Origin of the sequence: Cryobacterium aureum (assembly GCF_002954245.1) — a bacterium.
GTDB lineage: Bacteria > Actinomycetota > Actinomycetes > Actinomycetales > Microbacteriaceae > Cryobacterium > Cryobacterium aureum.
This window is the reverse complement of record NZ_PPTG01000022.1, coordinates 143,429-170,108: the sequence shown is the minus strand read 5'-3', so window position 1 is coordinate 170,108 and position 26,680 is coordinate 143,429. Positions and strand designations below refer to the sequence as shown.

The following is a 26,680-nucleotide window of genomic DNA, read 5'->3' as shown; positions in this document are numbered from 1 at the left end:
AAGGTCTGACTGTCGTCGCGCTCGAGCCCGCCGGTACTCTGAGGCTTTGGCTTCCAGCACCGACAGCGGGATCGGCTCGGTCGCTGGCGTGTGCTCGAGCAAGTCCCACGCCGCTCGCGGCGTAGCTTGTTCGAGGAGATGAGTGAGGTCGTCAAGACCGCTGTGAGCCAGTACGGACGCCTCGATGTGATGGTCAACAACGCGGGCATCTTCACGGGTCTTGCGACAATCGTCGACGAGAGTGAAGAGAACTCCGACAAAACCATCGCTGTCAACCTGAAGGGCGTCTGGATTGGCTCGAAGCTCGCGATTACGCAATTCTTCCAGCAGGAAGTGAATAGTAATTCGCGCGGATCTGTCGTCAACATCGCCTCGATCGGAGGCCTGGTCGGGCTAGTGCAAGAGCCTGGCTACTGCGCCTCCAAGGGCGGCATCCGATATTCCAGGAATATTTCGGTAGCCTCGTCCTGCTTATCATCGAATGGGCGCAGAATTCAGTGGTGCCGTTCAATCAAGGAGGACCGATAGATTGAGGCTCTACATCAACCGGTACCGTGAATTATTTATTTCGTGCGTTCCTGTGACGTAGCCACCACAAGACTGCGCCGATGATAACGAAGACTCCTGCTCCGAGAATAATCCAGAGTGTGCGCGACGGCTCGTTTGGCGTGACAGTCTCGCCTTGACCAATGTCGGGGAATGTGAAGGTTGCCATCGCCGTACGCTCGATCAGACCACTCTTCAGTGTGAGTAGTGCTTTCCACGGCCCGTTTGGTAGGTTGGCGTCCAACGCGAACGTGACGTTTTGATTCGCCCCGGGCGCAATTGTTGTTGTTTGTTGTAAGGGGAAAGGGCCAGCTGACAAGCCAGACGGGCCTTCAGTGAGAGTCAGCTCACCCGTGATGTCTAGGGCTCGCCCGCCAGTATTGGAAACAAGGGTCGTTACGGTTGGGTTTCCCTCTGCATCTCTGTTGGAGGTGAGAGATGTGACTTCGAAATCGGCAGGTGCCCCATTGCCTGGTCCCACGGACAGATAAATGCGTATGCCGGTACGGCTGGCCTGCACGATATTGGACCCATCGGCCGGCGCGCTGCGTACTTCGGCCCATATGACTGCGTATTGCTCGCCCTCGGGCGCATCTGGAGGGACGGCGATTGTCACCGTAATTTCAGTTGAATTATTAGCGGTGATTTCAGCCTGCGGCTGATCGATTGAGGTCCAGGTCGTTAGATCGTTTACAGCTGGATCGTTTCCACCGAGAAAGGTGCCATTGCTAATAGTGGCTGCCCCCGGATAGACCAGCACCAGTTGGGTAGCGTCTGAATTGTTTTGCACCTGGATTCGACGTTGAATTTCTACTCCGGGTGCGAGTCGGTCAACAATGTACGTTTGGGCGCGTGGATCATCTTGCGTCGCAGCCGGAATATCGAGCAGTTGCACTCCAATTCCCGATGGCGGTGGCGGCGTTTCTGTGATCACGGCCGTCGGTAACATTTGGTGGAGGGATTGGGCTATGCTCGGCGCGGCTGGAGCTAATACGAAGCAAAACAGACAGAGAACTGTGAATACAGACCGCAAAACTAAAGCCCCTAGGTGACTTCTGCCACCATGCGGTGGACGAAAATTTTCATTATTCATCGTTGGGTGGCCGTCTCCACGGTCACCCAACGATTATTGGTCATCGTTTTAGGAAACGGACTGTGTCATAGTCCCCGTGTAGACGGCTGCGAGGGCTTGAGCCGGGATGGGGACCGTGAGCGTTGCAGTCCAGCTAGCCGTGTTGTTGCCGCTCACCGCGGTGGTGACCTGCGAAGTTTTTGCAGTAGACAGGTCGGTTTGAGTGGTGACTGCGGCTAGTGTGGGCGATCCGGTCACTGTTGCCGCCGTTGCCAAGTATGTGGCAGTGGTCGTGGGGATAGTTTTGGGGGTTGTAGCACCGTCGCTCAATACCGGAAGAACGACAGTCGCAGTCCAGTTCGTGGTACCAGCTCGGCCATCGCTCACAACGGTAGCGCCCAAGGTGACAGTGGAGCTAGCGCCGGGGACTACCGTCGAGAGGGCTGCGGTTCCGGGAACAGTGATGGAGAGTGCGCCGGGCTCAATAGTAACTGTTGCCGGGGTTCCGCCTGTTGTGGCTGCGAATGCAGGAACCGCCGTGATGCCGATGAGGGCCATAGAGCCTGCAAGAGCAACTGTGGCAAGGGTGATTTTACGCATGAAATGCCTTTCGAAAGAGATATAACGGGCGGAAAGCGTAACTGTCAAAAAACGCTTCTACCCCAATACAGGAGGCTATAGATCGACTTAATCGATCCTACGAAAATAGAGATCGATTAACCTAACCTGTGTCTACCCCAGTTTTGGGGGCAAATTAATGGGCATTGAAGGTGTTGGGTGGTTTGAAAACCGTCAACATATCTTCAACCTGCCTCATCGCGACGAAGGGAGAGGAAGCGGCGAAGCCTGGTCCGACGTCCGCGGCTTTCAACCGCCGGAGGTTCAACTACATTGGTGGTGAGCCCGAGCAGCAACTCGACGTGGGAGCAAGCCGTACATTCGACAATGAATTCGTACACAGACAGTCCCTGTCCAAAGAACGGGTTTCTGCGACACATTGCCTCCCGACCGCATGTTTTGCACCGGGAGATTAGGTGGCTTGGTTTGGGCGCAACGCTGCCAGCATTCGGTCTCCATTTTCTGGACCCGACTTTAATGTATGATGTGCCGTCAGCTCGATCATCAAGATCCGCGCCCAACCACGTTCCATGAACAACCCGGCCCTTACGATCTATGGGGTCAACCAGAACGGCGGGGACGTGACCGAACTGATTAACGTGGACACGAATGATCGCCGACGGCATGGCAGAACTATCGTGACGAAGGCTAACTGTCACAATGCGTGAATTCCTCAACAAATCATTCCTTCAAAGTAGCAGGAGAGTAAGAACGCCGACGAGGCCAGATCTAACGTTCCAGCGATCTAGCGCTGGACTGTCTCGGACCCGAGACACGATGGTTGACTGGGGCTATCGTGGCGGCGGCAAGCACCAAGCTTCAGTTCGCCGCACGAAGACTTCCGCTATCGCCGTGGACTAGAGTTTGCTTAAATGGCGGGGCATGAGTATAGCGCTGAAACGCGCTTGACTTATGAACCAACGAAGCCATGGGCCCGAGGAGTTTGCATCTTGCGTTTGACAGTTAGAACGCAAGGCAGTAAATAAACCTAATCCGTACTATAGCAGCCGCTGGGTCTCTGGCAGGAGCTGTCTACGTCATGAGGTGTCTAAGACCGAGCCGCAAACCGTGGCGGTAAGAAGAGATTTGACGCGCTGTGGCTCTAATCCCCGTGTGCTGTATTCACACCCGACGAATAGTCACGAATAGTCTGCACGAAAGCCTTTGCGTGGGACAGGATAAGGACCTTACATTGCGCGGCCCGTATCGTTAGTCACGTTCAATTCTCGCGCATGTCGGGGAAGAGTCCTTCTGGCGGTGCGGTGTAAGGCAGTGGCTCACCGGGTTTGTTTGTGTCTTCTGATTTTGCGAATGGTCCTTCTGTGCTGAGCAGGATTGGCATGTGGTGGTTGGCGTGTTCGATCCACCAAGTGCTTGATCCGGTGGCGCCGTCGAGTCTGAGGTGTTCCCAGGCGCGCCAGAGGGCGTCGATGCGGGCGAGAGCTTCGGGGTAGTTCCACCAGTTTGCCGCCCATCGAAAGCTCGCGTTTCCGGGGCCGACGCGGCGGGAGTACATATGCCGGAGCCGGTCATGCATGAACTCGTCCGACGATCCGTAGAACAGCTGCGGAACGGCCTCTTCTGAAGCTTCTGTTTCGTCGTCGTCGCGGAGTGCGTCGAACTCGTTCACAGGTCGTCCTCTTGTCGGGGAGCGGCGTTCAACCAGACTTGCGTTCCGCCGTCGGGTGTGACCGGTGTTGGGTGGTCGTAGTCCGGCGCCGTGCGGCGTGATGGGTCGTGTGCGGCGATGGACGCGCGCACAGCGTCAGCTTGTGGGCTGCGCATCCAGGGCACTGTTTCGATCAATGTTGCGGGTGCGCCGGAGGCGAATACGACGGCGCTGCGGAAGATGTCGACCTATATGAGTCAGTTTCTTTAGCCGGTCATTGAGTTCGTTTCTTCCTTCGTGGGTTCGTTGATCCAGGTCGTCGTCGGGAACGTGGGTGGCTGCGGATGCTGCCGCACAAAGCGCTCGGGGTGCTCGGTATGTGCCGTCGTGAGGACGCGGGCACGGGCGTGCTGAACGGCCGGGGCGCGGCCGTAGTGAACGTTGAACGGGGTATGCATTCCAATGCCCGAATGACGATGTTCAGCGTTGTACCAGTCGTAGAATTCGGTGCAGAATGAGCGTGCCTCGGGGAGGCTGTAGAACCGGTCGGGGAACTCGGGCCGGTACTTCAGGATTTTGAAATGCGATTCGCTGAATGGATTGTCATTGCTGGTATGTGGGCGGGAGTGCGACTTGGTCACGCCGAGGTCGACGAGCAGAAACGCGACGGGTTTCGACGCCATCGACGACCCGTTGTCAGAGTGGATCGTCAACTGATCGCGGCGAATGTTTTGCTTCTCGATCGTGTCGAACAAGAGCCGCTCGGCCAGCTCGGCGGATTCGCGGGTGGCGACCATCCAGCCGACGACGTACCGAGAGTAAATGTCGATGATCGTATAGAGGTGGAAGTACGACCATTTGGCCGGACCCTTGATCTTCGAGATATCCCACGACCAGGTCATGTTGGGTCCCGTCGCGATGAGTTCGGGCTTGACCCGTGCCGGGTGCTCGGCCTGAGCGCGACGCTCCCCGGTCTCGCCGTGCGCGCGGAGCAAACGATACATCGTCGCCACCGAGCACAGGTAGGTGCCCTCGTCGAGGAGGATCGCCTGAATCTCCGCCGGTGCCTTGTCCACGAACCGTTCCGACCGCAGCACCTCCAGAACCGCGGCGCGCTCCGACTCGGTCAGCGCCCGAGGCTGCTTCATCGGCTCCGGCCGGGGCCGCGGCGATGAGGGCGGCCGTGGTGCGCGGGGGTGTTGCCGGTAGTGCGTGGCCCGGGATCGTCCCACGGCTCGGCATGCGTCCCTGGTGCCGACGAGCGGGACGAGGGCGGTGATGGTGGCGTCGATTATTTCTCGGTGTTCGTCTCGCTGCTGTTGGTCGAGAGTTGATCCAACAGAGCCGAAAGTTTTCCCTGGATCGCGATCACCTGCCGTGCCGTATCCAACTCGCCCGTGAGGCGCTGGTTCTCTTTCCGCAGCCGGGCAGCGTCCTTCTCCGCGATGCTGGCAGGCGGCGCTCCCGCCGGCCGTGCCAACGCCACCAGCACTCCTTTATCGCGCTGATCACGCCACTTGCCGACCAACGAGGTATACAGCTTTTCTCGGCGGAGCAATGCGCCGCGGCCCTGGCGATCGAGGCTGTCGTACTCGGTCAGAATGTCGCGTTTGTACTTGGCCGTGTAGGTCCGCCGCCGCGCACGCTCGGGAACTTGGGGATCGGGAACATCTTCCATCCCTACAGCCTGCTCCGTCGAGCTGGGTCCTGTCATTACTGCATTCGTCAAGGGAACTCCTTCCCCGCCTTCTACGACACTATTCGGGACGATCCCGATGCCTTACACAAGGTTGACAGAGAGGGCATCCGTTCGCTCATGCGGATGACACTATCGACTCCTTGAGGTCCACGGCGATTGGACACAAAACGACCGTAAGCCGGACCCTGAACGCGCATCCCCGCACAACGAAAGGATGTGGCGCGTGGGGGAGAGCGGCTGTCCCGTTTGCCCTGCCCGCACCGGGTTCGCACTCACGTCCGTCAAATGCGACATCTGCACGACCGAAAACTCGTTGTCGCTACGGAATTAGTCGTGTTGCGCCGGCTCTTCTTCGTTCCAACCAAGAGCCGACGTAAGTTCGTCGGCATCTGGGAGCGCATTCCTTTCGGTGGGCGGCAGGGAGTCGTAGGTGTAGGTGGAGACGGCCATGGGGGAGCCCGACCGACTGAGTGCGTAACGGACGGTGTGGTCGTTTCGGTCGCCGCAGATGAGTATGCCCACCGTTGGTGTATGGGTTTCCCGGCGGAGTCTGTCGTCAACGAGGGAGACGTAGAAGCTGAGCTTCCCGGCGTGCTCGGGCTGGAATTTCCCGGTTTTCAGTTCGATGACCACGTACCGCAGTTGCTCGATGTGGAAGAACAGCAGGTCGAGATAGAAGTCATCGCCGGCCACGTCGAAATGCACCTGGCGCCCCACGAAGGCGAACCCAGTCCCAAGCTCTCGGAGCGTGTCCACGATCCGGTCCATCAGCGCTTGTTCCAGGTCGCGTTCGGCCGCGTCTTCGGTCATATTCAAAAAGTCGAAGACGTAAGGGTCTTTGGCGATCTGCCTGGCCAGATCGGAATCGGCGGGTGCCAACTCGGCGCTGAAGTTTGATGGCGCGGCGCCAGTTCTCTCAAGCGTGCGGTTCTTGATCTGATTCAGCAGCACGTTGCGAGACCAACCATTCTTCACAGAAGCCGTGGCATACCACTCACGTGTGTCTTGATCGTCCAACTTGTCGAGGAGCAGCCGAATGTGCCCCCACGGCAAATGTCCCACAGCTTGCGGGACATTTGCGTTGGCAGGCCAGGCCGCAGCAAGCGCCCTCATATATTGCAGATTGCTGCGAGATAACCCGCTCATCTGGGGAAACTCAACGCGCAAATCCCCGGCTAAGCGGTCGATCACGCCAGCGCCCCAGCCTTGCTGCTCCTGCTCAGCGACTATGGCACGGCCCAGGGACCAATACAGCTCGATGAGTTGGGTATTGATCGTGCGTTGCGCATGTCCTTGAGCGTCTCGGACCCTTCGTTTCAGCCCGCCAAGAAACGCGGCGTATCCGTCAGGGAGAACAATCTCAGCACGAGCCATGCCCTCATTGTCTCCCGCCCCAGACCACAGAACGGTCACCAGGCTTCCGGCTAGAAGCGAGTCGTTAACGTCCGCCGGTATAAGCGCGAGCCGCCGCCATCACATCCTTGGACCGCCCATCCGAGAGCGCCTCGGCCGGCGAAGCATCATCGAGCTGTGGGTTCATGCCCATGAACCAAGCTCGGGCAACTTCGGGCGACTCAACCGACATGAGAAGTTCCAACACCTGGAAAGTATCTCTCAACAGGTGCTCGCTCGCATACGGCGGCCGAACCGTCCCGCTGGCCCAACGGGCGAGCGTGCGGGCATCCTTGCCCACAATCACCCCCAAAAGCACCTGGCCAAAAGCTCCCTGCAAAGCCGAAGCGACGGCAGCAACATCCAACCCCACGGATCGAGCATGAGCCGCATCGGCGGCGACGCGAGGCCCAGAGCCACCTGCCGCATCAATCATGACCCACCCCCGTAAAAGTGCCTCTTCGAGACTTCTAACCTATCAGCGCGACAGGTCCGATGTCGGGTGACATGTCGGGCAATATGACCGATAATAGTTATTATGTCAGCTGATAATGCATCTATCGCAGAATCTGCCAGATAGGACTCCCCTGGTACTTACCCCACTCGGAATCGATGAGAAGGGGAGTTTCCTTAGACTCGCGCGGACACTGCGGGGTCGCTGATTGGGTGCCCCGTCACCCGACGAACCCTGTCAAGACCTCATCGCGACCAAGGCCTCCAAACTCCGAGATTCTGGATATGACTGCCCTGGTACGAGACGGAGCGCCAGTATCCGGCGCCAGCGCCTGGAGGTCGATATTAAAGGACTCACACATGGCGACGACGTGCTCCTCGTCCAGCGCCCTCATTAGTTGGAAGACAGCGCGCAGAATCGTCGCCGCTTCCCCAGGCGCGATAGGAGCGGAGATGTCACCTTCCTCGTTGTGAGAGTACGCGTGCAAATAGCGAGTCACCTTGGTCCTCGTAGGATTGTCGATTTTTTCCAATGCGATTTTCATTGATCCGTTGAAGTCACCTATTTTCGCTGGGAAACGGAAGCTCAGGAATGCCTCCAATAGTTTGCGGGCCGCGTTTGTGGATATAGCAAGCTGATTTGGCCCCGGGTTAGCATTTTGTTTTGGCTCCACCGGGGGTTGGACCGCTCAGCTTGAGCGGTGTTGGGTTTGGGTGGTTTTGAGGCGGTAGGACGTGGTGCCGGTGTTGATGATGTGGCCGCGGAAGGTGAGCCGGTCGACGATCGCGGCGGCGAGTCGGGGGTCGGTGAAGGTGCGTCCCCATTCGCTGAAGGGCGCGTTGGAGGCGCAGGCGATGGACGCGCGTTCCTCGCGGGCCGTGATGATCTGGAAGAGCAACTCGGCGCCGCGGGGATCGATTTGGACGTAGCCGACCTCGTCGAGGCAGAGCAGGTCGAGGCGGGCGTAACGGCTCACGACGCGGGAGAGTTCCTTCGCGTCGACGGCTTCGATGAGTTCGTTGACGAGGGCTGCGGTGCTGATGTAGCGCACGCGTCGCCCTTGTTCGGCGGCGGCGGTGCCGAGCCCGATCAGCAGGTGGGTTTTGCCGGTGCCGGAATCGCCCAGCAGCACGAGGGGCTCGCCGTTGTCGATCCAGGCGCCGTCGGCGAGGTGGGCCAGCGTGGCTGGCGGCAGGTCAGGCAGCTGCGCTGCGATGAAGTCTTCGAGGCGTTTCGGCCTGGGGAAGCGGGCTTCCTTGACGCGCCGTGCCCGGCGGCGGTCGTCGCGTTGTTCGCACTCGTAGGTGAGGACCTCGGCGAGGTAGCGGGCATGGGTGTGGTGTTGCCGGGCGGCGGCGTCGGCCAGGGGCACGGCGACATCGTGAATGCCGGGCAGGCCGAGGGCTGTGCAGGCGGCGGTGATCGCGGCATGCGCGGCCGGGTCGGTGATCGTGGCGGTGGTGCTCATCGGGAACCTCCGAAAGCGGTGAGGAGCTGGTCGTAACGGGCCAGCGACGGCGCCTGACGTTCAGGCAGATGAATGGTCGCCGCGAGCGGCGTGACCGGGACGGTCGGCGTGGCACTGTCGACGTGGGTGCGGGCGAAAACGGCCAGATGCTCAAGGTCGAAATCCTTCTGCAAGATGGCGTGCCGCATGGTCTGCGCCACGATGTCGGCGGGCAGGGTGCGGTGCAGCAGCAGCACCTCGATCAGAGCGCGGGTGCCACCGCTGTCACCGAGCTGGCGGCGGGCACGATCCCAGAAGTGTTGATGCCCGGGCGTGAATGCGCCGGACGCGCGCGCCGAGACCAGCGCTGTCGCGCCGGCGAAGGCACCGGGTTTGCGTTGCAGGACCTCGAGGTAATGATCCAGCTCAAGGACATAGCTGTTTCGGTGGATCGCGCGAACATGGACGGCGACGCGTTTCCCCTCGGCAAAGACCTCGACCTGCCGGGCGCCGAGCCGCACCGATACGCGCCTACCGGCATAGCGTGCTGGCACGGAGTAGTACGACTGCCGCACGCAGATTCGGGATTTCGCGTCGGCCTTGGCGGAGAGCGTCTCGGCCGCGTCAAAGCTGCCCGGCGGCAGCGGCCGCAACAGGGGTGCCTCCTGGGCGAACAGCGCCCCGACCGTTGCCGGCTTGGCACTGATAACGCGGCCGTCATCGCGCCCATCGCACTGCTCCAGATACTCGTTCAGCTTCGCGATGCTCGAAAAGACCGGCAGCGGCGTGAGCCAGCGGCGGCGGAACCGGCCGATGTCACCCTCGACGCCGCCCTTCTCGTGCGCGCCCTCAATGCCGGGCTTGCAGAAGAACGAGTCGAAGCCGTAGTGCGAGCGCAGCGCGATGAATCTGGGGTTCTCGACCCGGTCCCTGCCGAGCAACTGCCGCAACACCGCGGTCTTGAGATTGTCGTAGCGGACCATCCGGGTCGGCACACCGCCGAACCGGTCGAAAGCCAGCTCATGACCATCGAGGAACGACTCCTGCGCCTGGTTCGAATACGCGACACGGACGGCCCGGCCCGAGAAGGAGAGCCGCAGGACGAAGATCCACAGCTTCAACTCGACGCCCGCAATGACGGCCCAGAACTCGCCAAAGTCGACCTCCGCTTCCTCGGCCGGGAGGTGGGTTTGCGGGACCATCACCTGCGATACTCCGGAGACGAGCTCGCGGCGAATCCGGGCGACGGCATGCGTGACCGTCGATTCGGCAAGGACCGCGCCTTCCTCCTCGATCAGGCGCTGCCAGACACGCCGCCCGGTATGGCGCTGCTTCTTCGGCCACGTCAGATCCTCGCGCAACCAACCAGTGATGGTCTCCACCCACGGACCCAAAACCGGCGCCACCCGCTCTGCCTCCTTCCTCAGCGGCGGCACCGCCGAGGACAACGCGGCGCGCACCGTCCTCCGGTGCACGTTATGCACCCTGGACAACTCCCGGATCGACATCCCTTTATCTCTCGAATCACGACGGATACTCTCGAACTGCTCCACTCTCGATCTCACTTTCCAACCCGTCCCTTCTCGTCATGGCTGACAAGAAAACGGTACGGATCAGGTCGGGGGTGGGGCCAGATCAGAATGCAACAAACTTCAAAACTGGGGCCATTTCAGAGTGCCACATCCACGTTTGGGGCCATCGAAAGCATTTCTAGCTGATCCGCGAGACTTGCTCCCCCCGCCGAATCAATCACAACGCGGGCCAACCTGTGAAACAGGAAATTATACTGAGACCGCAATCGGCGCCGCACGATCGTGTCCTTCGGCCACTCCTCAAAAACCGGAACTCTTCGGATCTGACCATTAATTTCTCGATTCCTCATTCTGAGTTCATGTTCGGTATGGCCCCCAATCGCGCTGGCTTTGAAAGAGTCGAGCTGCACTATCCACTGCCTAAAGAACTCAAAGCTGTGGGTGAGAATGAAGACCTGCGTGTTTATGGGGCCAGCAACCAGCTCTGTCCAAAGGTGTGCAGAAACGCCGAACTGGACATTCTGGTCAAGACTCGATACTGGATCATCGATAATCACGATCGGGTACTTCGAGATGCCCCTCGATTTCAGATGAGCGAGGAAATGAAGCAACGAGATTGCGGTGCGTTCTCCTTCGCTGAGCCCTACGGCAGGCCTGCCATCGCGTTCGATCAGATACGTCTTGGAGTCCTCTGATGGCCGAAACGCCAATTCGTCACGCCCCAAAATTCTGGCAAGGCCAACAGTGAGGTGGTCAGCCAGATGCAACGGATTGGCGTCCTGGTTCCCGAGCTGAATCATCTTTGATCTCAAGCTGGCTCTTTCCGCCCGCATATCTGTGAGGTCCTCTTCAAAGGCAACACATGCATTCAGCTCAGGATCGTAAGACTCGATAGCTGCGTGAACTCGGTGCAACTCGATCCGTCGAGCGGCACCTTTGACGGCTTCGTTGTGCCGATTGCTTCTGTCATTATGGCGCTGGATTTGCGACAGGAGGCTGGCCGCGTTCGGTTCTACGATTTCGGCAAAGGAAGGGGCTTGAACGGGCTGCAACGGGTTAGCCCGCTTCATCTTGAGACACGCGATCAACTCGTTTACTCTGCCGGAGAATAGGTGCACCGACTCCGAGTAGGCGCGGAGTGCAATCTCGTAATCGCCCATGATATCTGTGTACAGTTCGACCGACCTCGGCAAGGACGCCGCGTACCGAACTACGGCGGATAGGCCATCCTCCATCTCTAGCGCTAGAGCGTCGGCGTCTATCTGCACCGCTAGCAGGCTCTTGTCGAAGTGTGCTGCGAGTTCGGCACGCCGTCTTTCAGTGATGGAAGAGGCACAGAAGAGACATGTCGCCAGACCCTCGTGTAGTCCTATCCCTTGTTGAACCCACTCCGCGTTGTGGGCATTGTTTGCTAATTCGGCGAGCACACTCACGGTGACAGGGCGATTCGTGATTTCTCGGAACGGTGCCAGAAAATCAGCCACATTCAGCGAAGGCACGGCTGACTCGCGAATGGCGGGACGCCCCTCGGCCAGGACTATCTCCAGGTCTGCAGTTGCGTCCACCGACCGCCCACTAAACAAAGTCCGATCGCCATCCAGCATTTTGCGGATCTCCGTGCTCCGATAGACGTTGCTGGCTTTGTATCTGGCGTCTGCGTTCTTGAGCTCCGAGATCACAGCATCTCGCACCGCAGATATCTGCTTCTCCATGCGCTTTTTTGCGGCGTCGAGGCTTTTTCGTTTTTCGATCCCCTCACCATCGATGACACCAATACGATTCTGGAGAGCGACAATTTCCGCTTCAAGAGCGATGTTCCCCTCCCCCAGTACCAGCAACCCATTGGCGTCAGGACCGTCCGCCCCATCGAACCGGAGGCTTCGCTTCACGTACTCTTCGTTGAATACGTAAACTCGCTCCCAAAACGTAGAGTCTTTTTCTGAGCATCTTCTCGAGGTTGAACCTGAGTCACCGTCGGAGACGTCCAACGTCAAGGTGCCCATCTTGTTTGCCCCAGCCCCACCCCCGGCGATGGCCTGGAACATGCTGGCGAGAGAAGACTTCCCGCTTCCATTAGCCCCATAGACGACGTTGACTCTCTTGAATGAGCTCGCATTAGCTTCGCTTCGCCAGTTCACGAACGGCCCATAGCCGTCAATCGTGAGAATCTTATTCAGCATCCATACCCCCAGTAGTCGGCCGGATCAAACTCGTGCGGTCCGGACGCACACGACACAAAATACGACGACCATTGAAAGCTATCCCTGTTCGTACGCGATAAGTACCAGACGCGCGGTGCCGTCGAGCGCGGTGACAATGCGAGGGTGCGCGGGTCAGTAGATTTCACCTGAAGGTTGTGGTTAACCTGGCGGGTCTTGCCCCGTCGCCGTCCCCCGTTATTTTCTTCGTAGGCACAAATCACGTCGCCGCGGCTGGCGATGAAGCGCGCGCGGCGAAAGCGTTCTTTTGAGCCGTGACGTCGTGGTCGTTGGTGGATACGCGTGCGTAGCCGAGAAGCATTCCGGTCATTGCTGGAGTGTGCCGTTTATCCCCCCTTCACCGGGCATTTTCTCGGGCGGGGCTTACGGGAATCGGGCGCTCTCGGAACTATGCGGGACGTATTCGATGCTCCTTGACCGAGCGGGCGTCCCGGTCACCGTCCCCCTTGCGGGTAAGAACGGCGGTTCCTTTCGCCTTCCTCCGAGACCTCTCGAGAACAAATCGACTGACATGCTTTCCATTTCGGAAAGTATCCGGTCCGGCAGGGATAGACGCTATGCGACGTTGCATCGTGGGAGCCCGTCTAGGTAGGCCTGGATTATGCTTCTCGCGTTGACGGGCGCTGCCCCGGCCAGGCGGTACATCATCAGGGCATCGAGGAGTCCCACGAGATCTGCGGCGTAGTGTGACGGGTTCTCGACCCCGAGGACTTGCAGGACGGATTCTGCCCCCTGTGCCAAGAGTGTGCGGACCGGTGATTCCAGGGTGAGGAGAGCGTGCAACTCCTCGTCGCCGCGGACTTCGAACAGCAGCGCGAAGCGGGCTGACTGCTCGTCAGCCCGTCTAGCTAGATGGTCGAGCAACATGGTCAACAATGCTGCTGCTTCGGATGCGGTCAGCGATGCGGGTAGGGAGAAGCTGTCGAGGTCCGTCCGTGTCTGTGTTCCGAGGTGCTTCACGACCAGCATGACGAGGTCGCGATGAGTACGGGCGTAGTAAGACGTCGAGCCTGGCGACAGCGAGGCCTCTCGGTCGACCGCACGATGCGTCAACGCACGTACTCCGCCGCGGGTGATCAGTCTGACGCCTGCTTCAGCAATCAGTTGACGTCGTTGCATGTTGTCCTCACCTCGAGCTGCCTCTACGATTGTAGTAGATTTTACTTTTGTAGAGGAAAGTGAGAAACGGGTGTGATTATGGGCGTTGCGGTCATAGGTGCGGGGAAACTCGGCAGAGCGGTCCAGTTCGCGCTCTCCCTCCGAGGAGTGCCAGCGCAACTCCACTCGCGCTCGACAGGCTTCGACGTGCTGCTCCCGGATGCCGGCGCGCATCTCGGGAATATTGATGTGGTAGTTGAAGCCACGGACATCTTCACGCAGGATCCGGAGACCGCCCGCGACTTCTTCGTCCGTTCGACGCGGGCCGTCAATGCAGCAGCTCGGGCAGCAGGGGCATCGAAGCACATCCTGGTGTCGATCGTGAACTGTGCGAAGCCCGAGCTGCACGGTAACGGCTACTACGCGGGCAAAGCAGAGCAGGAGCGTGTTGCCCGCGCCGAGAACGTGAACCTCACAATCGTGCGTTCGACGCTCTGGTACGAGTTCGCACGCCAGAACATCGAACGCTTGAGGTTCGGACCGTTTGCCGTCGTCCCGGCGATGACCACCCAGCCCATCGCACTATCCGCGGTTGCCGACGTGGTCGCCGATTGTGTTGTCGGTGAACGCTGCGGGCCCGGCTACGACGTGGCGGGACCTGAAGTCATGACTCTGTGGCGGATGACCAAGGCACTCCCTAACAAGAAGGTCTTGGCATTGCCGGTTCGTGCGCCGGGCGCTGCCGGTCGTGCTTTCCGTGATGGGGCCTTGTTGCCGATGCCGGACGTCGAAGTGATCGGCCCTCGATTCGTGGACTGGCTCTCGCAGGAGGGCTCGTGACATGGAACCATTTCGCTGTCCGGAAGGAACATCTGCTGACATGAACATGCTTCGCACGGCCTTGCCCGATGGCACGACGTTGCTGATGCCAAACGTCTGGGACGTTCGTTCTGCTCAGGTTGCGTTAGAGAGCGGATTCTCGGTGGTTGGAACCTCCAGCGCTGCGATAGCGGCAGTACTGGGCGGGGGTGATGCTGAACAGACATCCGTTGATGACATGGTGGGCTGGAATCGGAGGATCGTCCGCGCGGTTTCACCTTCCAGCGTCAACGTGGATCTGGAGTCAGGTTACGGGCTATCTGCCGCCGAGATTGCTGACGTTGTCCGCGATATTGGCTGTGCTGGAATCAATATCGAGGACTCGAATCACGACGGCGATGGCAGTCAGCTCGATCGTGAAACCCAGGCGATCAAGCTTGCGGAAATCGGTGCTCATTTTGAGAAGATTCCCGGGCGCCCCGTGCTCACCGCCCGAGTGGACTCCATGCTCGACCTCATCCATGAGGGCGCGTACGGCGATAGCCCGCTGGCTGACGGGCGCGTCGACGACTGCATCGAACGCGCACTCGCATACCTCCACGCAGGAGCCGACGTTGTCTTCCCCATCGGCCTGAACAGCAGGCGTCAGTTCCAGAGATTCTTCGCGCGCGTACCTGCCCGAAGCACATCACTACTCATCCCTTTTCTCGACAACCGTATCGACTTCGTGCGAGGTCTCGGCGTCACGAGAATCTCATTTGGAGGAACCTCCCGCGACGCGAGTGATGACTTCTTCCGCCACAGGCTACGACGCCTCGGCGGGGACGCTAGTCCACTGCGCCTGGCTATCCGCGCAGGAAGCGGATGGCTTGGCAGACGACTCATCCCGCTAAACCACGGCCTCGAGAACGAAGGGTGATTTAATCGAGCTGGTCGCCGGAGACCATCGAGCGTTCTTTTGCGGGCGCGACGTCCGGTACTCGTAGACATCGGTCGGTCGGCTCAAAGTTCGCCCGCAGAGCGTTCCGCAAACGGGAGCAGACCTGAGGTTGTAACTCAATGCTGGGGTGTGCCGGTTGAGGTCCCCCTGCAACACGGCTTCGGCACGCGTGACCGTTAGGCGGACTGGCACGACTCTGTCGCGGTGACCGTCCCCGTTGAGGTGCTACTCATGAATCAGGTTTCGGCGAACGTCACAATCGTTGTCGTCGCGGCAAGTTCGTGTCGAAGCCGTTCACGGGCCCGGTGATAGCGGCTTCGCACGGTCCCCTCCTTCATTCGAAGTACTCGACTGACCTCTACAAGTGATAACCCGTCCCAGTGGTGCAGGCCGATGATGTCTCGATCCGTCTGGTCAAGCTCTCGTATCGCATCATGGAGATCGTCGAACGTCGAAGAGTCGGAGAAGCCTGGTCTCACTACTAACGACATTTGACTTCGGAGCCGGTCGGCAAGTGCATTACGTCTGGCGGTGCTGCGCTGATGATGAAGAAGGACGTGACGGGCGATACCGAACATCCAAGGACGAATCTCGTCATCGTCCGCGGGGAGCCCATTCGCGCGTTTCCATAAAATCAGTAAGGTCTCAGCGAGCAGATCCGCGGCATCGTAAGGGGGGTCAATTCGACGCGCGAAATACGCCAGAAGCGCCGGCGCGTGCTCGGGGACGGCCCGGCTTATCCGGGAGCGTTTGTCCTCGGTGCGAGCGCTCAAGGGTTATCCGGCCTGCACGACATACCGACGGCATCGATGCCGACGCCCTCTCCCGCTTCGTTGAACACCACGACGCTGGGGATAGCTGCTTTCGTGAACTCGAAAAGTGCCGGCGTCAACGCTTCGCCCACGCGTCCTTCCCCGTCGGGATCGTCGTCGACGGTAGCGCCCTCGTCGTAGAGTTGTTGGCCGAATCCGGTCCAGTCGGTTGTTCTGATTGCGTCGTTCAGCGCGGCGAGGTTCGAGTCGCTCCAGTTGCGCAATTCAACGTAGGCACGGCAGCTCTCGAAATGGCCGCTTTCCGTCGTAAAGTCAACTGGGATTGGGATTGTTCGGGTGTTCCCTTCGGGCATCGTCACCCATGGCCAGACGGACAACTGGTACGTAGAGAGGCTGATGCCAGCGGTCAGCGAACCGACAACGATCACTGGAATCATCCAGCGACGGCGCGGCATCCGTCCGCGACGTAGACGGGACGGCTTCGTCTCCACTGCAAGTGAAATCGCCTCCCGTGTCACGGAGGCCGGTAACGGTGCAATCGAGGCCGAGAACAGCTCATCGAGTCCGGTATCGTTCATCATCTTTCCTTTCCGGGCGAGTCATTACCTACTACATTCCCGGCAGGCGGCGAATCGTTGCACTGCCACACATCGACCCGAACGCCCGATCTTAAAGAAGCCGAGCCAGAAGTCTGCAAGCTACCGCATTACATCACCAATCGGACACTCTGCTGCGGGCCATGCGGGAAGTCGTGGCGACAGTCCCACTCGGCGTTCGTCTTACGGGACGGCTCGGATTCAAGCGGGATATACCTTCAACTCGCTGAAAGCGGTGTAGGTATGGTGGTTCACATGACCCTCTTGAAACTCGATTCTCTTCTGGCTACGGAACGCGCAGGCTGGGATTCGCTCTGCGAGGGAAGCGGCGGATCTTTCTACGGAGACCTAATGACCCCGGGCGGGCTGATGATCATCTCCAATGGGATGGTGCTCGACCGCGCGGCGGTCAAGGAGAGTCTTGATGGCGCACCCACGTGGGATCGGTACGCGATGTCAGAGAACCGACATGTCCCGCTGGGCACTGACACCGCCGCCTTGATCTATCGCGCCCAATCGGTTCGTTGCAATGAAGCACCTTTCGTCGCGACAATGACCAGCGTTTACTGTGTAATCGAAGGACGGCTGCGCCTAGCGCTCTACCAGCAGACGGTCGTCTCCTGCTGACAACGCCAGCCTGACCCATTCCGCGAAAGTGGAACGGATATGCGTCGAGGCGCATCTGGTGATCAAATTAGTTGAGCAGTCGTCCCGGTGATCGTTCCCTTATTGGAACGGACCCAAGCCGGCGATCGCGTGTTTAGGTGCCCCGGTGGGCGTCCGGATTACGGTCGAAGTCGCGGGACCCGCGCATTAGGAGTGACGGTCTATGTGAGATCCTGCACTATGTCTTGGTCGATGCTCGATCGGTGCTGTGCGTGGATGCCGACGACGGCCAACGGGAGCAGGGCATACACCGGCGCAAGCGCCAGCGCGCCGAGGAAGGCCGGACCGGTCGGTGCGGCATAGCCAAGGTTCATCGCGAGGAGCGCCCAGCACACCCCGGCGCTGCCTGAAGTCAGTACCGCCGCGATGTAGAGCGTTCCTCGAAAGGGCTCCTCATGGTCGCGATCGACGACGGCGGCGATGGCCAGGGCGAAGCCACCGAGCGTCAAAGCCGCGAGAGGCAGGAAGACCATCCACAACGGTTGCGTGCTCGAGACCTCGGTACCGGACCACTGCACGTTCAGAGGGTTCGGCAACGGCATCCATTGCATCACCACGATTCCGACGCCCACGGTCGGAACCGCGACGAGCAGGGCGGCGAGAATACGGCGCGTGAACATCATGACGAACCGATTCTAGGGTAGCCATAGGGTAATTGACTGGTTCGCATTGACGGTTTCCCTTGCGAAACACCGCATGGGTCCGTGGGCCGCACGTTGCATGCACTGATCGCCGGTGACTCCGCAGGAGGTACTGGTCAACGGTTTCTAATGATGCGTGCAAGCTCTTTCTCGAGAATCACGGTTGCCCAGGTGCTGTCGTTGGTGGGTGGGTCCATGAGTAGGTGAATGGCAAGGCCATCGAGAACGGCGTGCAAATGGCGCGCTCGTTCTACCAGTTCGGGGTCGTTGGGCCTGCAGGCCAACATTTCGGTCAGTCGGAGGCAGGCGTTCCCAAGTTCTTCGTAAGCGTGATTTCTGATGGCAACTAGTTGCGGCAACGCCGGGCTTTCCGCAATCAACGCGATATTGACCTCGAGTTCCGCGCGACTATCAGCAGTAAGAGGCAAGAAATTTTTCAGGACCTCCAGCGCGTACTCCGCCGGGTCCGAGCCTTCACGAACAGTGAGCACTCGGTCGGTGGCGCGCTGCACCATGAGCTCAGCGGAGAACTGAAGAAGTTCAGCCCGAGTGGGGAAAACATGCCGCAACGACCCGACCACAACACCAGCCTGCTCCGCTACAGTGCGCACCGAAACCGCGCTAATTCCCCGGTCAAGGATAACCTGCCACACCGCTTGAGCGAGCTGCACCTTGCGTGCATTTCGGTCGATCGTTCTCGCCATGACCTGAGATTAGCACGGGTGTGCTAGTTTGCTTCCAGGGGTTAGCCGCATCGACAGGGGACTTCATGATCATTGCCATCATCATCGCCTGCGAAGTCGGCTTCTGGGTTCTGATCGTGCTGGGCCTCGTCGCCCGATATGTACTGCGTCTGAAAAGGACCGGACTGACATTGCTGGCGATGACGCCGGTGGTCGACGTCATCCTGCTCGTGGTCACGGCGATGGATCTGATGTCGGGCGCGACGGCGACAGTCTTTCACGGGGTCGCTGCGATCTACCTCGGCTTCTCCGTGGCTTACGGGCACAAGATGATCGCGTGGGCCGACCGCCATTTCGCCTATCGGTTCGCGAATGGGCCGGAGCTGATCAAGCTCTATGGGCGAGGTTATGCCGTCGAGTGTTGGAAAGACGTCGCGCGCACAGCACTGGCCGTGGCCGTAGCTCTGGGGACCATTTGGCTGTTGACCGTGGTTGTCGATAACGAGACCAGAACCAGCGCGCTCAGCGACCTCAACAGCATTTTCCTCCTGGTCGTTGCGATCGAAGTGTTGTGGGCCCTCGGGTACACCCTCTGGCCGAAGAAGCGACCGACATTGAGCCCACTGGTCGACGTGCCCGCAAATGGCACATCCGGGCAGCAGTCAAAGTTGTAACGTTGCCGACAGCGCCTCCGGGGAGCGATCGACGGACTGTCACCAAGCTCGGTCAAATTCTCATCTGGTCAGCCGGGGCGCTGGGTGTGCTTGCACTGATCGTTTTACTGACTCTTTCACCCGATGGGGTTCGTCAATCCTCGGATCCCGGGTCACCGATCACCCCTCTGTGGGTCGTGCTCGTGCCTCCCCTGGTCGCAATTGCCCTGACACGTGCACTGCCGTGGAGCGCTACAGCGCTCGAGCCTATGGTCTCTAATGCCCGTGCGATTCGACGCAACGTCATGGCACTCCTAGTATGCGCAGTCCTCTTCCCCTTGGTCATTGGCATCACGGAAATTGACGACTCGGCCTGGTATTTCCTAGCCAAAGTCGTCATTCTGGTCGGGATACCCGCAGCATTGGTGTGGAGATCTCGCCGCAATATCAAGATTGCCCACCACCGTCTGGCCTGGCAGTGGTGGGCGCCGATCGTTGTCATTGCTGTCTGGATGATCCTCTCGCAAGCGAGCCCCTGGATTACGGTCCCCACTTTTCCCGGCGTAGACCTCGCATACTTGCTCGCTGCCGCAATGCTGACCGCGCTGACCGCGGGCGTGGGCGAGGAACTGTTTTACCGGTACTGGTTGCAGACACGGGCGGAAGCGCTCCTCGGACGCTGGGGCGGCATCGTTCTGGCATCCTTTGCCTTCGCGATCATGCACCTTGGAGGAGACCGACAAGGCAACGGGCTCCTTGTCGAGATTGCCGCCGTCATCATCGTCCAGGGCTCCTTCGGCATCATGCTCGGGTATCTCTGGTCGAAATACCGAAACCTGCCGCTCGTCATCGCCGCGCACATCATGGCCAACGGATACGCAGTCTTCGCGTACCTCATTACTGGTCAGATCTCAGGATAAGGAATCCCGTAGGAGGTTCCACTTACGGGCAACATGCTCCGCGAAGCGACTTGAGCTGAATCACGTTTGAACGCGCCCGCTGGACGTCCGGCTTACGGGCACACTAGAGCGCTTCCGTACTAGCGAGCTTCCGCAGCGCTGCGATGTGCCCGTCGAATGCCGTGCGCCCTCGAGATGTAAGTGAAACTGTCGTGGTGCGACGTGAGTCCGCTCGTTCGGGCGATGTCTGCTTCGAGGTATGCACGTAGCCGAGTTCGATTAGGTTGCGAATCGTTTTGGAGAGGTTCGCTTCGCTCACATCGAGCGTGTCGACGAGGGTGCTGAAACTGGCGGCGTCCAGCGGACGGAGCAGCGCACAGAGCCGCAGCCGTGTAAGTGCATGGATCGTCTCGTCGAAGCGTGGGTCAGCGGGCACGTCTCAGGTCCCGAGCGTATGCCTTGTCGTAGATCGCGACGCCAACGAGCATGATTATGAACCCGGCGGACGTGGAAGCGATGATCCAGGAGCGTTCGCCAATCATCGCGAGAGCGAGGGAGGTGACAAAAGCTGCGACGATCAGGGCGCAGAGCGCGATCAGCACTGCCAAACTTACCGGACCCGCCGGGCGGTTGGTCGAGATTCCGGTCCGCTTGCGAAAGGCGTGATCGATGCCGACGAGGGCCATGGTGGCAAGCGCGGCTACGACGCTCATCGGGACGGCCACGCCCGCAGCCGGCGAGGCGACTACTGCGGCAACCGCGAGAGCCTGTGCCGGAGCGGCCCACCAAGTCTCAGCAGTGAACCGAGCTGCCAGCCGGCGGCGATCGACGTCGATCCTCACAAGCGCCTCGAGAGCGAATGCGGAGTCAGGTTGGTCGAAGTGGCCACTGTTCATGCGATCAAGTGAATCACTTGCCTACTAGTTATGCAACTCGATTCGACATCGCGTCTGGCGTCGAAATCAGCGAACCTGGTCTTGTCGCCTCCGAAGTCCTCACCATTTTCACAGAGTGAAACATTGGCTGGTATCTGCTGCCTGGCAGGAGAGCTGCTGGCGGTTCCGACTGCGGCCTATTCGTGTTGTCAAACAGTCTCATAATCAAAAATGGTCCGAATCTTAGGGGATTCAAAACTGATCGCGGCAGCAATATCCATGTTGCAGGTTCTCAAAAGTTCCGCAGATGGGCTTCACGAAAGCCATATCAGCCAACTCGGGTGGGGCGTGGCCGGAGTGCATCAACGGCGAGTTCACGCATGGATGAAGCTTCGCGGACTGTGAGTGGATAGCCCAATGACCGTCGCAGTGTGAGCCCGTCGAGAAGTACTAAAAGGTAGCTGACAATGGTTCGTGCAGGCATATCGTTTCGAATCTCGCCACGGGATTGGCGCTCGGCCATAGCTGCGTAAACCGGTTCGAATAGTCCTGGCGAGCGGGCCTCCCATTGCTTCTTCTTCTGGGGGTCATTTGCGAGGAGCCCTAGGGCCTCGGCGTAGGCACGAGCGTAGGGCACCTCTAAAGTGGTCATCCATTCGACGATCGGAAGCACAGGGTCGACCAAGGTCGCCGCGATGCGTTGCTGATCTTCCTCGCTCACCGCTACGAAGAGTTGCCACTTGTCCGGGTACCAATTGAATATTGCTCCGCGCGACAGCCGAATTTCCTCTTCCAGTCGTCGCACTGTGCATCCGTGATAACCCCATTTGGCAAAGGCCGAACGTGCGCCTTCGAGAATATGGGTGCGTCGGGCATGTTGTTGTTCTGAATTCAGTCGAGGCATTGCGTGGTTCCTTTGTTTGACTAAACCGTACGGGCATCCTATTTTAGAAGAATGGCTTCGACAGAAACTATGGTGACCGTTGACGACACACAAATCAGCGTGCACGATTCTTGTAACCGGACGCCTCCCGTTGTATTCGCAAATGGGGCCTTCAGTACGCAACGAGCATGGCGGGCCGTGGTGGATGGGCTTACTCCGGATCTCAGAGCAATCACGTTCGACATGCGAGGTCGGGGACGGTCCCACCGGTCAGAGGACTACTCCCTAGCCGCCTATGAGCGGGACCTCGGTGCGGTCATCGATGGCCTGCAGCTCGATAATCCGGTCCTCGTCGGCTGGTCGCTGGGTGCCCACACGATCCTGAGGTGGGCCGCAGCACATCCTGGATGTTATCGAGGCCTTGTGCTGGTAGATGGCGGTTACCCGTTCGCGTGGGGTGACGAGGCTGAGCGAGAAAAGACAAGGAAGCTTTTCCGACGACAAGCATGGTTGCTTCCTCTGCTGGCGCGGTTCGGGCTGGCCGGTCACATGACTGCTCAGCAGCATGCGGATGTGGTCATCGAACTGAACGTTTGCGCCCCACAGCTTGTGGACGCCTTTGACCGTATCGGCGCCCCGATCGAAATTATTGTCGCAGCGGGCGGCAACGCGGGATCGGACGCGGATGACTCAGCACGCATGCGCGCATCCCTCGACTCAACGCTCGCGGCACATCAGAACGTGACTGTGTTCCGAACTGTCGCATCGAACCACCTGCAGCTATTGAGACGTGATCCGGGCGCTGTCGTCGACGCTATCCGCGACTTGATCGCTCGGACCTGAATCGCCAAGACTGGAATCCGCACTACGGCGTAAGCGCAACGGGTCCGTCTTGCGAGAGTGGCGCGGCCGGACGAGGATGCAGATAGGGAGGAAAAATGCCTGACCGGTTCGAAGGTGACAAGCGCGCCGCGGATTTCGTGATCGTTCCCGATGTGACCGGGCTACCGTTCCTTGCTGCACGAGAGATAGCGTCTGCCATGGGTCTGAGTTTGGCGAATCCCGATCCAGATGGGCCACCAATTGGAGCGATCGTGTGGCCGAACAATCCGACCATTCAAAGTCAGCAGCCAAAGCCGGGTTCAATGTTGTATCGGTGGGACTCACTTCAGGTATGGCTGCGCTCGGATTTCGAGCAGGATATGACGCGCAAGCTCGAGGATTCGCCTCCTTCTGTCGATCAGGCCCATGCCACCCCAGAGACCCCAGCCGAAACGATCGAGATGATCAGCACCAGCGAAGCGGACGAATCGGCCCTGTGAAGGTTCCCGCTACGGTACCAGCCGATAGTCGTGTCTCGGCTAAAGGCCGGGGTTGACGATGCGCTCCATCCACGTCTCCGGGGCGATCAAAGTGGAGAACCCGAGATTGGAATACAGGCCGTGTGCATCGTTGGTTGAGAGGGCGATGCGCCTCAGTCCCAGGGGGTCGCATTCCGCGAGAATGCCCGCGATGAGGGCTTTGCCAATTCCGTGGCCTCGAACCATGGGGTCGACGAAGACATCGCAGAGCCAGGCAAACGTGACGCCGTCGGTGATGACGCGCGCGTAGGCGACCTGTCTGTTGGACACGCTGTCGTAGATGCCGAAGTTGCGTGATCCGTCGATCGCTGCGTCTTGCCGTGAGCGTGATCGCTCGGGTGCCCAGTAGGACTGCTCGCTGATCCAGCGGTGCACCTGGACACGGTCGATCTCGGCAGTGTCGGATGAGAACCGATAATTTGCATTCATCAAGCCATCTAATCGTGTTGACACAGACCGTGCCGAGTCCTGTCACTCTGGATCCACCGACAAATCAATCGCGATTAGAGCGAGCGCGCTGAAAGCGTCCCGCAGAAGTTTCCTCGAGGGGCCGACGTTTAGACGGGGTAGGCCGAGATGTCGATCCGTTGCGATGGCGACAGGATGACATCCGCTGGACGGATTGTCCTGTGTGGAATCGATGGCGCTGTTGTACAGCTGGGGTCGCCCGCCGATGTTGCCACGACAGTCATGGGTAGGTGGCCCGTGACCTCTGGTGTCAAGTCGCTCAGCGCGGTCTTCAGATCGGCTCGGGCTCGTTGGTAGCGGGTGCGGGCGGTTGATGGGCTGATGCTCAGGATCTGGGCAGCTTCGGTGATGGCAAATCCGTCCCAGTGGATGAGGCGGACGAGTTCGGCCTGCGCCGGAGTCAGTCGGCCGATCGCATCTCGCACGTCGGCCCCGTCGTCCGCGGGTCGCCCTTCGGTGGGGGAGGTTCGGAGGACTTCCCGGAATCGTTCGGTGAGGCTCCACCGTCGTCGTTCACTCCGTGCGGCGTTCGTTACGACATGGCGGGCGATTCCGAACAACCACATCCGGCACTGCTCGGCACCGGGTGGTGTTGAGTCGACTCGTCGCCAGGCCGCGAGCATCAGTTCCGCAAGTCCGTCGGCAGCATCGTCGATCGGGAGTCGACGTTGGAAGTAGCGCAGCAGGTCCGGCGACGCAGCAGCCAGCGCTTCAGTGAGACGCTCAGAGGAGTTGCTATTGCGTGCCCTCACCAGCTGGCTCCGGGGCAGAAGGACTGCCCGTCCGAGCTGAGGTTGCTGTCGGCGCCGTCGATGCCCTGGTTCGCGAGCTCGGCGCTGGCCGCAGCGGTGACAATCATCGTCACCGCCCGCTGGTACTCCGCATCCGCGTTGTAGTGCACGGTTCCGTAGCCGGCTGGTTCGGTCGAGCCGTCGGCGTTGACGGCGATGTTCGAGTCCTGCCGAATCCACTCGATCGTGCTCGCGATCTTCTCCTTGGTCAGCAAGGATTCAATGTCTGTTGTGCGGTAGAAGTTCTCGACGGCCTCGACGGCGGCGGGGTCCTGCCCGCGCACGTTCCCGATCCGCTCCTCGCACTCCACCCCGCTGGGCAGGGTGTAGGCCATCGAGGCGACCGGGGTTTGTGCCCAGGGAACCCAGCTGTTGGTCACCGCGGCCGTTGCCGTTGCTGCGCCACCCAGAAGCAGTACGGACGCCAGCCCCGCGAACACCGGCCGCCTCCACGGCCGTCGTGCGGTCACGCGCGCAGTCTCGACATTTGTTGCAACCCGAAGCTGGGTCAGCTCATCAGCGACACTGTCGGTTATCACCGTGGTGCACGGAGCGGATCGGTCGAGCAGGCCGTCCAGATCGTCAGATGTTGGGCCCATGATGTTCTCCTCAAAAGTTGGTTACATCAGAGACATGTCCGGAACGACGCCCAACGTCTGCGCAAGCCTCAGAAACTCTTCCCACCCCAGGGCCCGCCACCTGGTCCTTCGATCATGCCGGAAGGATTGCGCGCCAGGTTAACGTCCAGAACGACGTCCAGGAGTTCATCGAACTTCCATCGTCCACTCCGCGCTAACGTGTCCCGCAACAGGTTCGGCAGTCTCAAGGGGTCGTAGCAACACACCGTTTGAGTGAGGTGTTGTCAGTGGCGTCGAGATTGGTCATGAAGGTCCGCGAGAACTTGTTCTGGGATCGTGTTCGGAAAGGCAGGTCATGTCCCACTGAGTGGTGTTGTTTCCCTGCTCAGAGTGCCCGTTCGGGGTTCGGCTTGTGGCGCTCCGGTTTGATCGGTTGATCTGGATCTGTGCGGGATCATGGGTCTATGCCAAAGTACGAACTGTCTGGACTGGATGCTGCCGTGCACGGTCGCATCGTGACGGTTGCGGTGCTTGCGCTGGGAGCGTGTCAGCCGGTATTCGGTAGCTCGCTGCCGTTCGTCGTGCTGGCTGCGGTCGTTGCGCTGTCACTGGGTCTATGGCTGCGCCATGCGGATGCGCCTGAGGCAAAAGACGCTGTAGTTCTGGTGTTCTTTCTGTATGTCGTCGGCCTCATCCCCGTGGTGGGACTCTGGCCGATCGGCCCCGCAATTGCGATCACGATCACCGCTGTCATATCGTGGCGTGCAGGGCGGCTGAGGCGGTGGCGACACTGGTTGCGCATCGGCCGGCTTGATGGAATCACGTGGGTCACGGTAGCCGCCGTGGCAGGAGTCAGCGTCGTTGGTCTCTTACTCTGGCAATCCGTGTTCGACGGTCAGCTTCCCGTCACGTATAGACAGCTCATCGAGTCGGTCTCAGCTCCCGTTGCCGTAACGGGTGCGCTCGGGTTCGCGATAGTGAACGGCGCGATCGAAGACAGTATCTTTTTCGGCATTCTGCTGACTCCGATGCTGCGGTACTTCCCTCCGCGGTGGGCAGTGAGCCTAACCGCGCTTGCGTTCGGGCTTGCACATTTCCACGGCGTGCCGAGCGGGGTAGTGGGAGTGATCCTCGCCGGGTCGTGGGCAGTTATGCTCGGCTACCTCCGGACCCGAACTGGCGGAATGTTCGCGACCTACCTCGCCCATATCATTGCCGATGCAACAATCGTTGCCGTACTGATCCCACCGTTACTGATGGGCTAGTTTCACCAGGTGGAAGAAAGATGTGCGCGCAACACGCGTGACGCTACCCGCGAGAAAACGAACGACGTCGAGCGTTACGGTTCACAAGTTCGCAATATCAATT

30 protein-coding genes are annotated in these 26,680 nt (G+C 59.8%); 9 read left to right on the top strand and 21 right to left on the bottom strand.

The annotated features are described in order from the left end of the window. The first annotated feature begins 138 nt into the window (after positions 1-138). Positions 139-528, top strand: coding sequence for an SDR family NAD(P)-dependent oxidoreductase (locus tag CJ028_RS08720; protein WP_105034880.1), 390 nt, complete (start codon positions 139-141; stop codon positions 526-528). Between the two features lie 31 nt (positions 529-559). Here the strand turns inward: CJ028_RS08720 and CJ028_RS20650 are convergent, their stop codons facing one another. The 11 genes from CJ028_RS20650 to CJ028_RS08660 all read right to left on the bottom strand — a co-directional run bounded on the left by CJ028_RS20650 (position 560) and on the right by CJ028_RS08660 (position 13,920). Beyond that, positions 560-1,441: a COG1361 family protein gene (locus tag CJ028_RS20650; RefSeq protein ID WP_129590437.1), complete on the bottom strand. Its 882-nt coding sequence runs from the start codon at positions 1,439-1,441 to the stop codon at positions 560-562. Positions 1,442-3,455: 2,014 nt separating this feature from the next. Further along, positions 3,456-3,866: a DUF4913 domain-containing protein gene (locus CJ028_RS08715; RefSeq protein WP_240607162.1), complete on the bottom strand. Its 411-nt coding sequence runs from the start codon at positions 3,864-3,866 to the stop codon at positions 3,456-3,458. Then, on the bottom strand, positions 3,863-4,021 hold the full coding sequence (locus CJ028_RS20935) for a hypothetical protein (RefSeq protein ID WP_161498935.1): 159 nt from the start codon (positions 4,019-4,021) through the stop codon (positions 3,863-3,865). Before CJ028_RS20935 ends, CJ028_RS08715 begins: the two co-directional genes overlap by 4 nt. Before the next feature lie 90 nt (positions 4,022-4,111). After that, a protein-coding gene (locus tag CJ028_RS08705) for an IS3 family transposase (RefSeq protein WP_240607161.1) occupies positions 4,112-5,559 on the bottom strand; the annotation gives its coding sequence in 2 pieces (ribosomal slippage) (positions 4,112-5,202 and positions 5,202-5,559; 1,449 coding nt in all). Between the two features lie 312 nt (positions 5,560-5,871). Further along, a complete protein-coding gene (locus tag CJ028_RS08695) occupies positions 5,872-6,918 on the bottom strand; it encodes a PDDEXK nuclease domain-containing protein (protein WP_105034878.1) in 1,047 nt (348 codons plus the stop codon). A 64-nt stretch (positions 6,919-6,982) separates the two neighbouring features. Continuing rightward, complete coding sequence (locus CJ028_RS08690; protein WP_105034853.1) at positions 6,983-7,372, bottom strand: XRE family transcriptional regulator; 390 nt, start codon at positions 7,370-7,372, stop codon at positions 6,983-6,985. A gap of 238 nt (positions 7,373-7,610) precedes the next feature. Further along, positions 7,611-7,934, bottom strand: a complete 324-nt coding sequence (locus CJ028_RS08685; RefSeq protein ID WP_105034852.1) for a hypothetical protein — start codon at positions 7,932-7,934, stop codon at positions 7,611-7,613. A gap of 144 nt (positions 7,935-8,078) precedes the next feature. Then, positions 8,079-8,858 (bottom strand): IS21-like element helper ATPase IstB, encoded by a 780-nt coding sequence (istB, locus tag CJ028_RS08680; protein ID WP_105034851.1) that lies wholly within the window; start codon positions 8,856-8,858, stop codon positions 8,079-8,081. Further along, entirely contained in the window at positions 8,855-10,402 is a 1,548-nt protein-coding gene (gene istA, locus CJ028_RS08675; protein WP_105034850.1) for an IS21 family transposase, read from the bottom strand. Before istA ends, istB begins: the two co-directional genes overlap by 4 nt. A gap of 104 nt (positions 10,403-10,506) precedes the next feature. Beyond that, positions 10,507-12,549 carry an AAA family ATPase gene (locus tag CJ028_RS08670; protein WP_105034849.1) on the bottom strand — a complete coding sequence of 681 codons (2,043 nt, stop codon included), beginning with the start codon at positions 12,547-12,549 and terminating at the stop codon, positions 10,507-10,509. A 594-nt stretch (positions 12,550-13,143) separates the two neighbouring features. After that, complete coding sequence (locus CJ028_RS08660) at positions 13,144-13,920, bottom strand: TetR/AcrR family transcriptional regulator (RefSeq protein ID WP_205683981.1); 777 nt, start codon at positions 13,918-13,920, stop codon at positions 13,144-13,146. Here CJ028_RS08660 and CJ028_RS08655 point away from each other — a divergent pair. Together CJ028_RS08655 and CJ028_RS08650 are read left to right on the top strand one after the other, a co-directional pair. After that, the gene (locus CJ028_RS08655) at positions 13,894-14,526 is read left to right on the top strand and encodes an SDR family oxidoreductase (RefSeq protein ID WP_205683980.1); all 633 of its coding nucleotides are present in this window, start codon (positions 13,894-13,896) and stop codon (positions 14,524-14,526) included. The genes CJ028_RS08660 and CJ028_RS08655 overlap by 27 nt on opposite strands. A 40-nt stretch (positions 14,527-14,566) precedes the next feature. After that, the gene (locus CJ028_RS08650) at positions 14,567-15,424 is read left to right on the top strand and encodes an isocitrate lyase/PEP mutase family protein (RefSeq protein ID WP_161498934.1); all 858 of its coding nucleotides are present in this window, start codon (positions 14,567-14,569) and stop codon (positions 15,422-15,424) included. A 257-nt stretch (positions 15,425-15,681) separates the two neighbouring features. Here CJ028_RS08650 and CJ028_RS08645 read toward each other — a convergent pair whose 3' ends face one another. Together CJ028_RS08645 and CJ028_RS08640 are read right to left on the bottom strand one after the other, a co-directional pair. Then, positions 15,682-16,218, bottom strand: a complete 537-nt coding sequence (locus tag CJ028_RS08645) for an RNA polymerase sigma factor (RefSeq protein ID WP_105034845.1) — start codon at positions 16,216-16,218, stop codon at positions 15,682-15,684. After that, the gene (locus tag CJ028_RS08640; protein WP_105034844.1) at positions 16,215-16,799 is read right to left on the bottom strand and encodes a hypothetical protein; all 585 of its coding nucleotides are present in this window, start codon (positions 16,797-16,799) and stop codon (positions 16,215-16,217) included. The genes CJ028_RS08645 and CJ028_RS08640 overlap by 4 nt, the downstream gene beginning before the upstream one ends. Positions 16,800-17,069: 270 nt before the next feature. Between CJ028_RS08640 and CJ028_RS08635 the strand changes: the two genes are divergently transcribed. Next, complete coding sequence (locus tag CJ028_RS08635; RefSeq protein WP_105034877.1) at positions 17,070-17,441, top strand: nuclear transport factor 2 family protein; 372 nt, start codon at positions 17,070-17,072, stop codon at positions 17,439-17,441. Between the two features lie 200 nt (positions 17,442-17,641). On the opposite strand, the gene CJ028_RS08630 is transcribed toward CJ028_RS08635, so the two are convergent. Together CJ028_RS08630 and CJ028_RS08625 are read right to left on the bottom strand one after the other, a co-directional pair. Next, positions 17,642-18,103 (bottom strand): hypothetical protein, encoded by a 462-nt coding sequence (locus CJ028_RS08630; RefSeq protein WP_105034843.1) that lies wholly within the window; start codon positions 18,101-18,103, stop codon positions 17,642-17,644. Between the two features lie 134 nt (positions 18,104-18,237). Further along, positions 18,238-18,825 (bottom strand): TetR/AcrR family transcriptional regulator, encoded by a 588-nt coding sequence (locus CJ028_RS08625; protein ID WP_105034842.1) that lies wholly within the window; start codon positions 18,823-18,825, stop codon positions 18,238-18,240. A gap of 65 nt (positions 18,826-18,890) precedes the next feature. Between CJ028_RS08625 and CJ028_RS08620 the strand changes: the two genes are divergently transcribed. After that, complete coding sequence (locus CJ028_RS08620; RefSeq protein WP_105034841.1) at positions 18,891-19,478, top strand: hypothetical protein; 588 nt, start codon at positions 18,891-18,893, stop codon at positions 19,476-19,478. A gap of 284 nt (positions 19,479-19,762) precedes the next feature. Next, positions 19,763-20,377 carry a CPBP family intramembrane glutamic endopeptidase gene (locus CJ028_RS08615; RefSeq protein ID WP_105034876.1) on the top strand — a complete coding sequence of 205 codons (615 nt, stop codon included), beginning with the start codon at positions 19,763-19,765 and terminating at the stop codon, positions 20,375-20,377. Positions 20,378-20,480: 103 nt separating this feature from the next. Here CJ028_RS08615 and CJ028_RS08610 read toward each other — a convergent pair whose 3' ends face one another. The 3 genes from CJ028_RS08610 to CJ028_RS08600 form a co-directional block, all read right to left on the bottom strand. Next, positions 20,481-20,792, bottom strand: coding sequence for a transcriptional regulator (locus CJ028_RS08610; protein WP_105034840.1), 312 nt, complete (start codon positions 20,790-20,792; stop codon positions 20,481-20,483). Continuing rightward, positions 20,782-21,252, bottom strand: a complete 471-nt coding sequence (locus tag CJ028_RS08605) for a hypothetical protein (RefSeq protein WP_105034839.1) — start codon at positions 21,250-21,252, stop codon at positions 20,782-20,784. Before CJ028_RS08605 ends, CJ028_RS08610 begins: the two co-directional genes overlap by 11 nt. Positions 21,253-21,559: 307 nt before the next feature. After that, entirely contained in the window at positions 21,560-22,135 is a 576-nt protein-coding gene (locus CJ028_RS08600; RefSeq protein ID WP_105034838.1) for a TetR/AcrR family transcriptional regulator, read from the bottom strand. Between the two features lie 51 nt (positions 22,136-22,186). Between CJ028_RS08600 and CJ028_RS08595 the strand changes: the two genes are divergently transcribed. Both CJ028_RS08595 and CJ028_RS08590 read left to right on the top strand, forming a co-directional pair. Beyond that, positions 22,187-22,957 carry an alpha/beta fold hydrolase gene (locus tag CJ028_RS08595; protein WP_105034837.1) on the top strand — a complete coding sequence of 257 codons (771 nt, stop codon included), beginning with the start codon at positions 22,187-22,189 and terminating at the stop codon, positions 22,955-22,957. A gap of 95 nt (positions 22,958-23,052) precedes the next feature. Beyond that, positions 23,053-23,436 (top strand): PASTA domain-containing protein, encoded by a 384-nt coding sequence (locus tag CJ028_RS08590; protein ID WP_105034836.1) that lies wholly within the window; start codon positions 23,053-23,055, stop codon positions 23,434-23,436. 39 nt (positions 23,437-23,475) lie between these two features. Here CJ028_RS08590 and CJ028_RS08585 read toward each other — a convergent pair whose 3' ends face one another. The 3 genes from CJ028_RS08585 to CJ028_RS08575 all read right to left on the bottom strand — a co-directional run bounded on the left by CJ028_RS08585 (position 23,476) and on the right by CJ028_RS08575 (position 25,333). Continuing rightward, entirely contained in the window at positions 23,476-23,904 is a 429-nt protein-coding gene (locus CJ028_RS08585; RefSeq protein WP_105034835.1) for a GNAT family N-acetyltransferase, read from the bottom strand. Between the two features lie 128 nt (positions 23,905-24,032). Beyond that, positions 24,033-24,695: an RNA polymerase sigma factor gene (locus CJ028_RS08580; protein WP_105034834.1), complete on the bottom strand. Its 663-nt coding sequence runs from the start codon at positions 24,693-24,695 to the stop codon at positions 24,033-24,035. Continuing rightward, complete coding sequence (locus CJ028_RS08575; protein ID WP_105034833.1) at positions 24,692-25,333, bottom strand: hypothetical protein; 642 nt, start codon at positions 25,331-25,333, stop codon at positions 24,692-24,694. Before CJ028_RS08575 ends, CJ028_RS08580 begins: the two co-directional genes overlap by 4 nt. Positions 25,334-25,776: 443 nt before the next feature. Between CJ028_RS08575 and CJ028_RS08570 the strand changes: the two genes are divergently transcribed. Next, entirely contained in the window at positions 25,777-26,577 is an 801-nt protein-coding gene (locus CJ028_RS08570) for a CPBP family intramembrane glutamic endopeptidase (RefSeq protein ID WP_105034832.1), read from the top strand. Positions 26,578-26,680: the final 103 nt, after the last annotated feature.

Coding starts and splice junctions, on each gene's coding strand:
- CJ028_RS08720 (WP_105034880.1), top strand. CDS start 139: ATGAGTGAGGTCGTCAAGACCGCTGTGAGCCAGTACGGACGCCTCGAT.
- CJ028_RS08695 (WP_105034878.1), bottom strand. CDS start 6,918: ATGGCTCGTGCTGAGATTGTTCTCCCTGACGGATACGCCGCGTTTCTT.
- CJ028_RS08590 (WP_105034836.1), top strand. CDS start 23,053: ATGCCTGACCGGTTCGAAGGTGACAAGCGCGCCGCGGATTTCGTGATC.
- CJ028_RS08615 (WP_105034876.1), top strand. CDS start 19,763: ATGGCACTCCTAGTATGCGCAGTCCTCTTCCCCTTGGTCATTGGCATC.
- CJ028_RS08625 (WP_105034842.1), bottom strand. CDS start 18,825: ATGGCGAGAACGATCGACCGAAATGCACGCAAGGTGCAGCTCGCTCAA.
- CJ028_RS08690 (WP_105034853.1), bottom strand. CDS start 7,372: ATGATTGATGCGGCAGGTGGCTCTGGGCCTCGCGTCGCCGCCGATGCG.
- istB (WP_105034851.1), bottom strand. CDS start 8,858: ATGAGCACCACCGCCACGATCACCGACCCGGCCGCGCATGCCGCGATC.
- CJ028_RS20935 (WP_161498935.1), bottom strand. CDS start 4,021: ATGCGCAGCCCACAAGCTGACGCTGTGCGCGCGTCCATCGCCGCACAC.
- CJ028_RS08660 (WP_205683981.1), bottom strand. CDS start 13,920: ATGCGCGCCGGCATCCGGGAGCAGCACGTCGAAGCCTGTCGAGCGCGA.
- CJ028_RS08635 (WP_105034877.1), top strand. CDS start 17,070: ATGACCCTCTTGAAACTCGATTCTCTTCTGGCTACGGAACGCGCAGGC.
- CJ028_RS08600 (WP_105034838.1), bottom strand. CDS start 22,135: ATGCCTCGACTGAATTCAGAACAACAACATGCCCGACGCACCCATATT.
- CJ028_RS08640 (WP_105034844.1), bottom strand. CDS start 16,799: ATGATGAACGATACCGGACTCGATGAGCTGTTCTCGGCCTCGATTGCA.
- CJ028_RS08620 (WP_105034841.1), top strand. CDS start 18,891: ATGATCATTGCCATCATCATCGCCTGCGAAGTCGGCTTCTGGGTTCTG.
- CJ028_RS08605 (WP_105034839.1), bottom strand. CDS start 21,252: ATGAACAGTGGCCACTTCGACCAACCTGACTCCGCATTCGCTCTCGAG.
- CJ028_RS08630 (WP_105034843.1), bottom strand. CDS start 18,103: ATGATGTTCACGCGCCGTATTCTCGCCGCCCTGCTCGTCGCGGTTCCG.
- CJ028_RS08575 (WP_105034833.1), bottom strand. CDS start 25,333: ATGGGCCCAACATCTGACGATCTGGACGGCCTGCTCGACCGATCCGCT.
- CJ028_RS08685 (WP_105034852.1), bottom strand. CDS start 7,934: ATGAAAATCGCATTGGAAAAAATCGACAATCCTACGAGGACCAAGGTG.
- CJ028_RS08595 (WP_105034837.1), top strand. CDS start 22,187: ATGGCTTCGACAGAAACTATGGTGACCGTTGACGACACACAAATCAGC.
- CJ028_RS08570 (WP_105034832.1), top strand. CDS start 25,777: ATGCCAAAGTACGAACTGTCTGGACTGGATGCTGCCGTGCACGGTCGC.
- CJ028_RS08650 (WP_161498934.1), top strand. CDS start 14,567: ATGAACATGCTTCGCACGGCCTTGCCCGATGGCACGACGTTGCTGATG.
- CJ028_RS08670 (WP_105034849.1), bottom strand. CDS start 12,549: ATGCTGAATAAGATTCTCACGATTGACGGCTATGGGCCGTTCGTGAAC.
- CJ028_RS08585 (WP_105034835.1), bottom strand. CDS start 23,904: ATGAATGCAAATTATCGGTTCTCATCCGACACTGCCGAGATCGACCGT.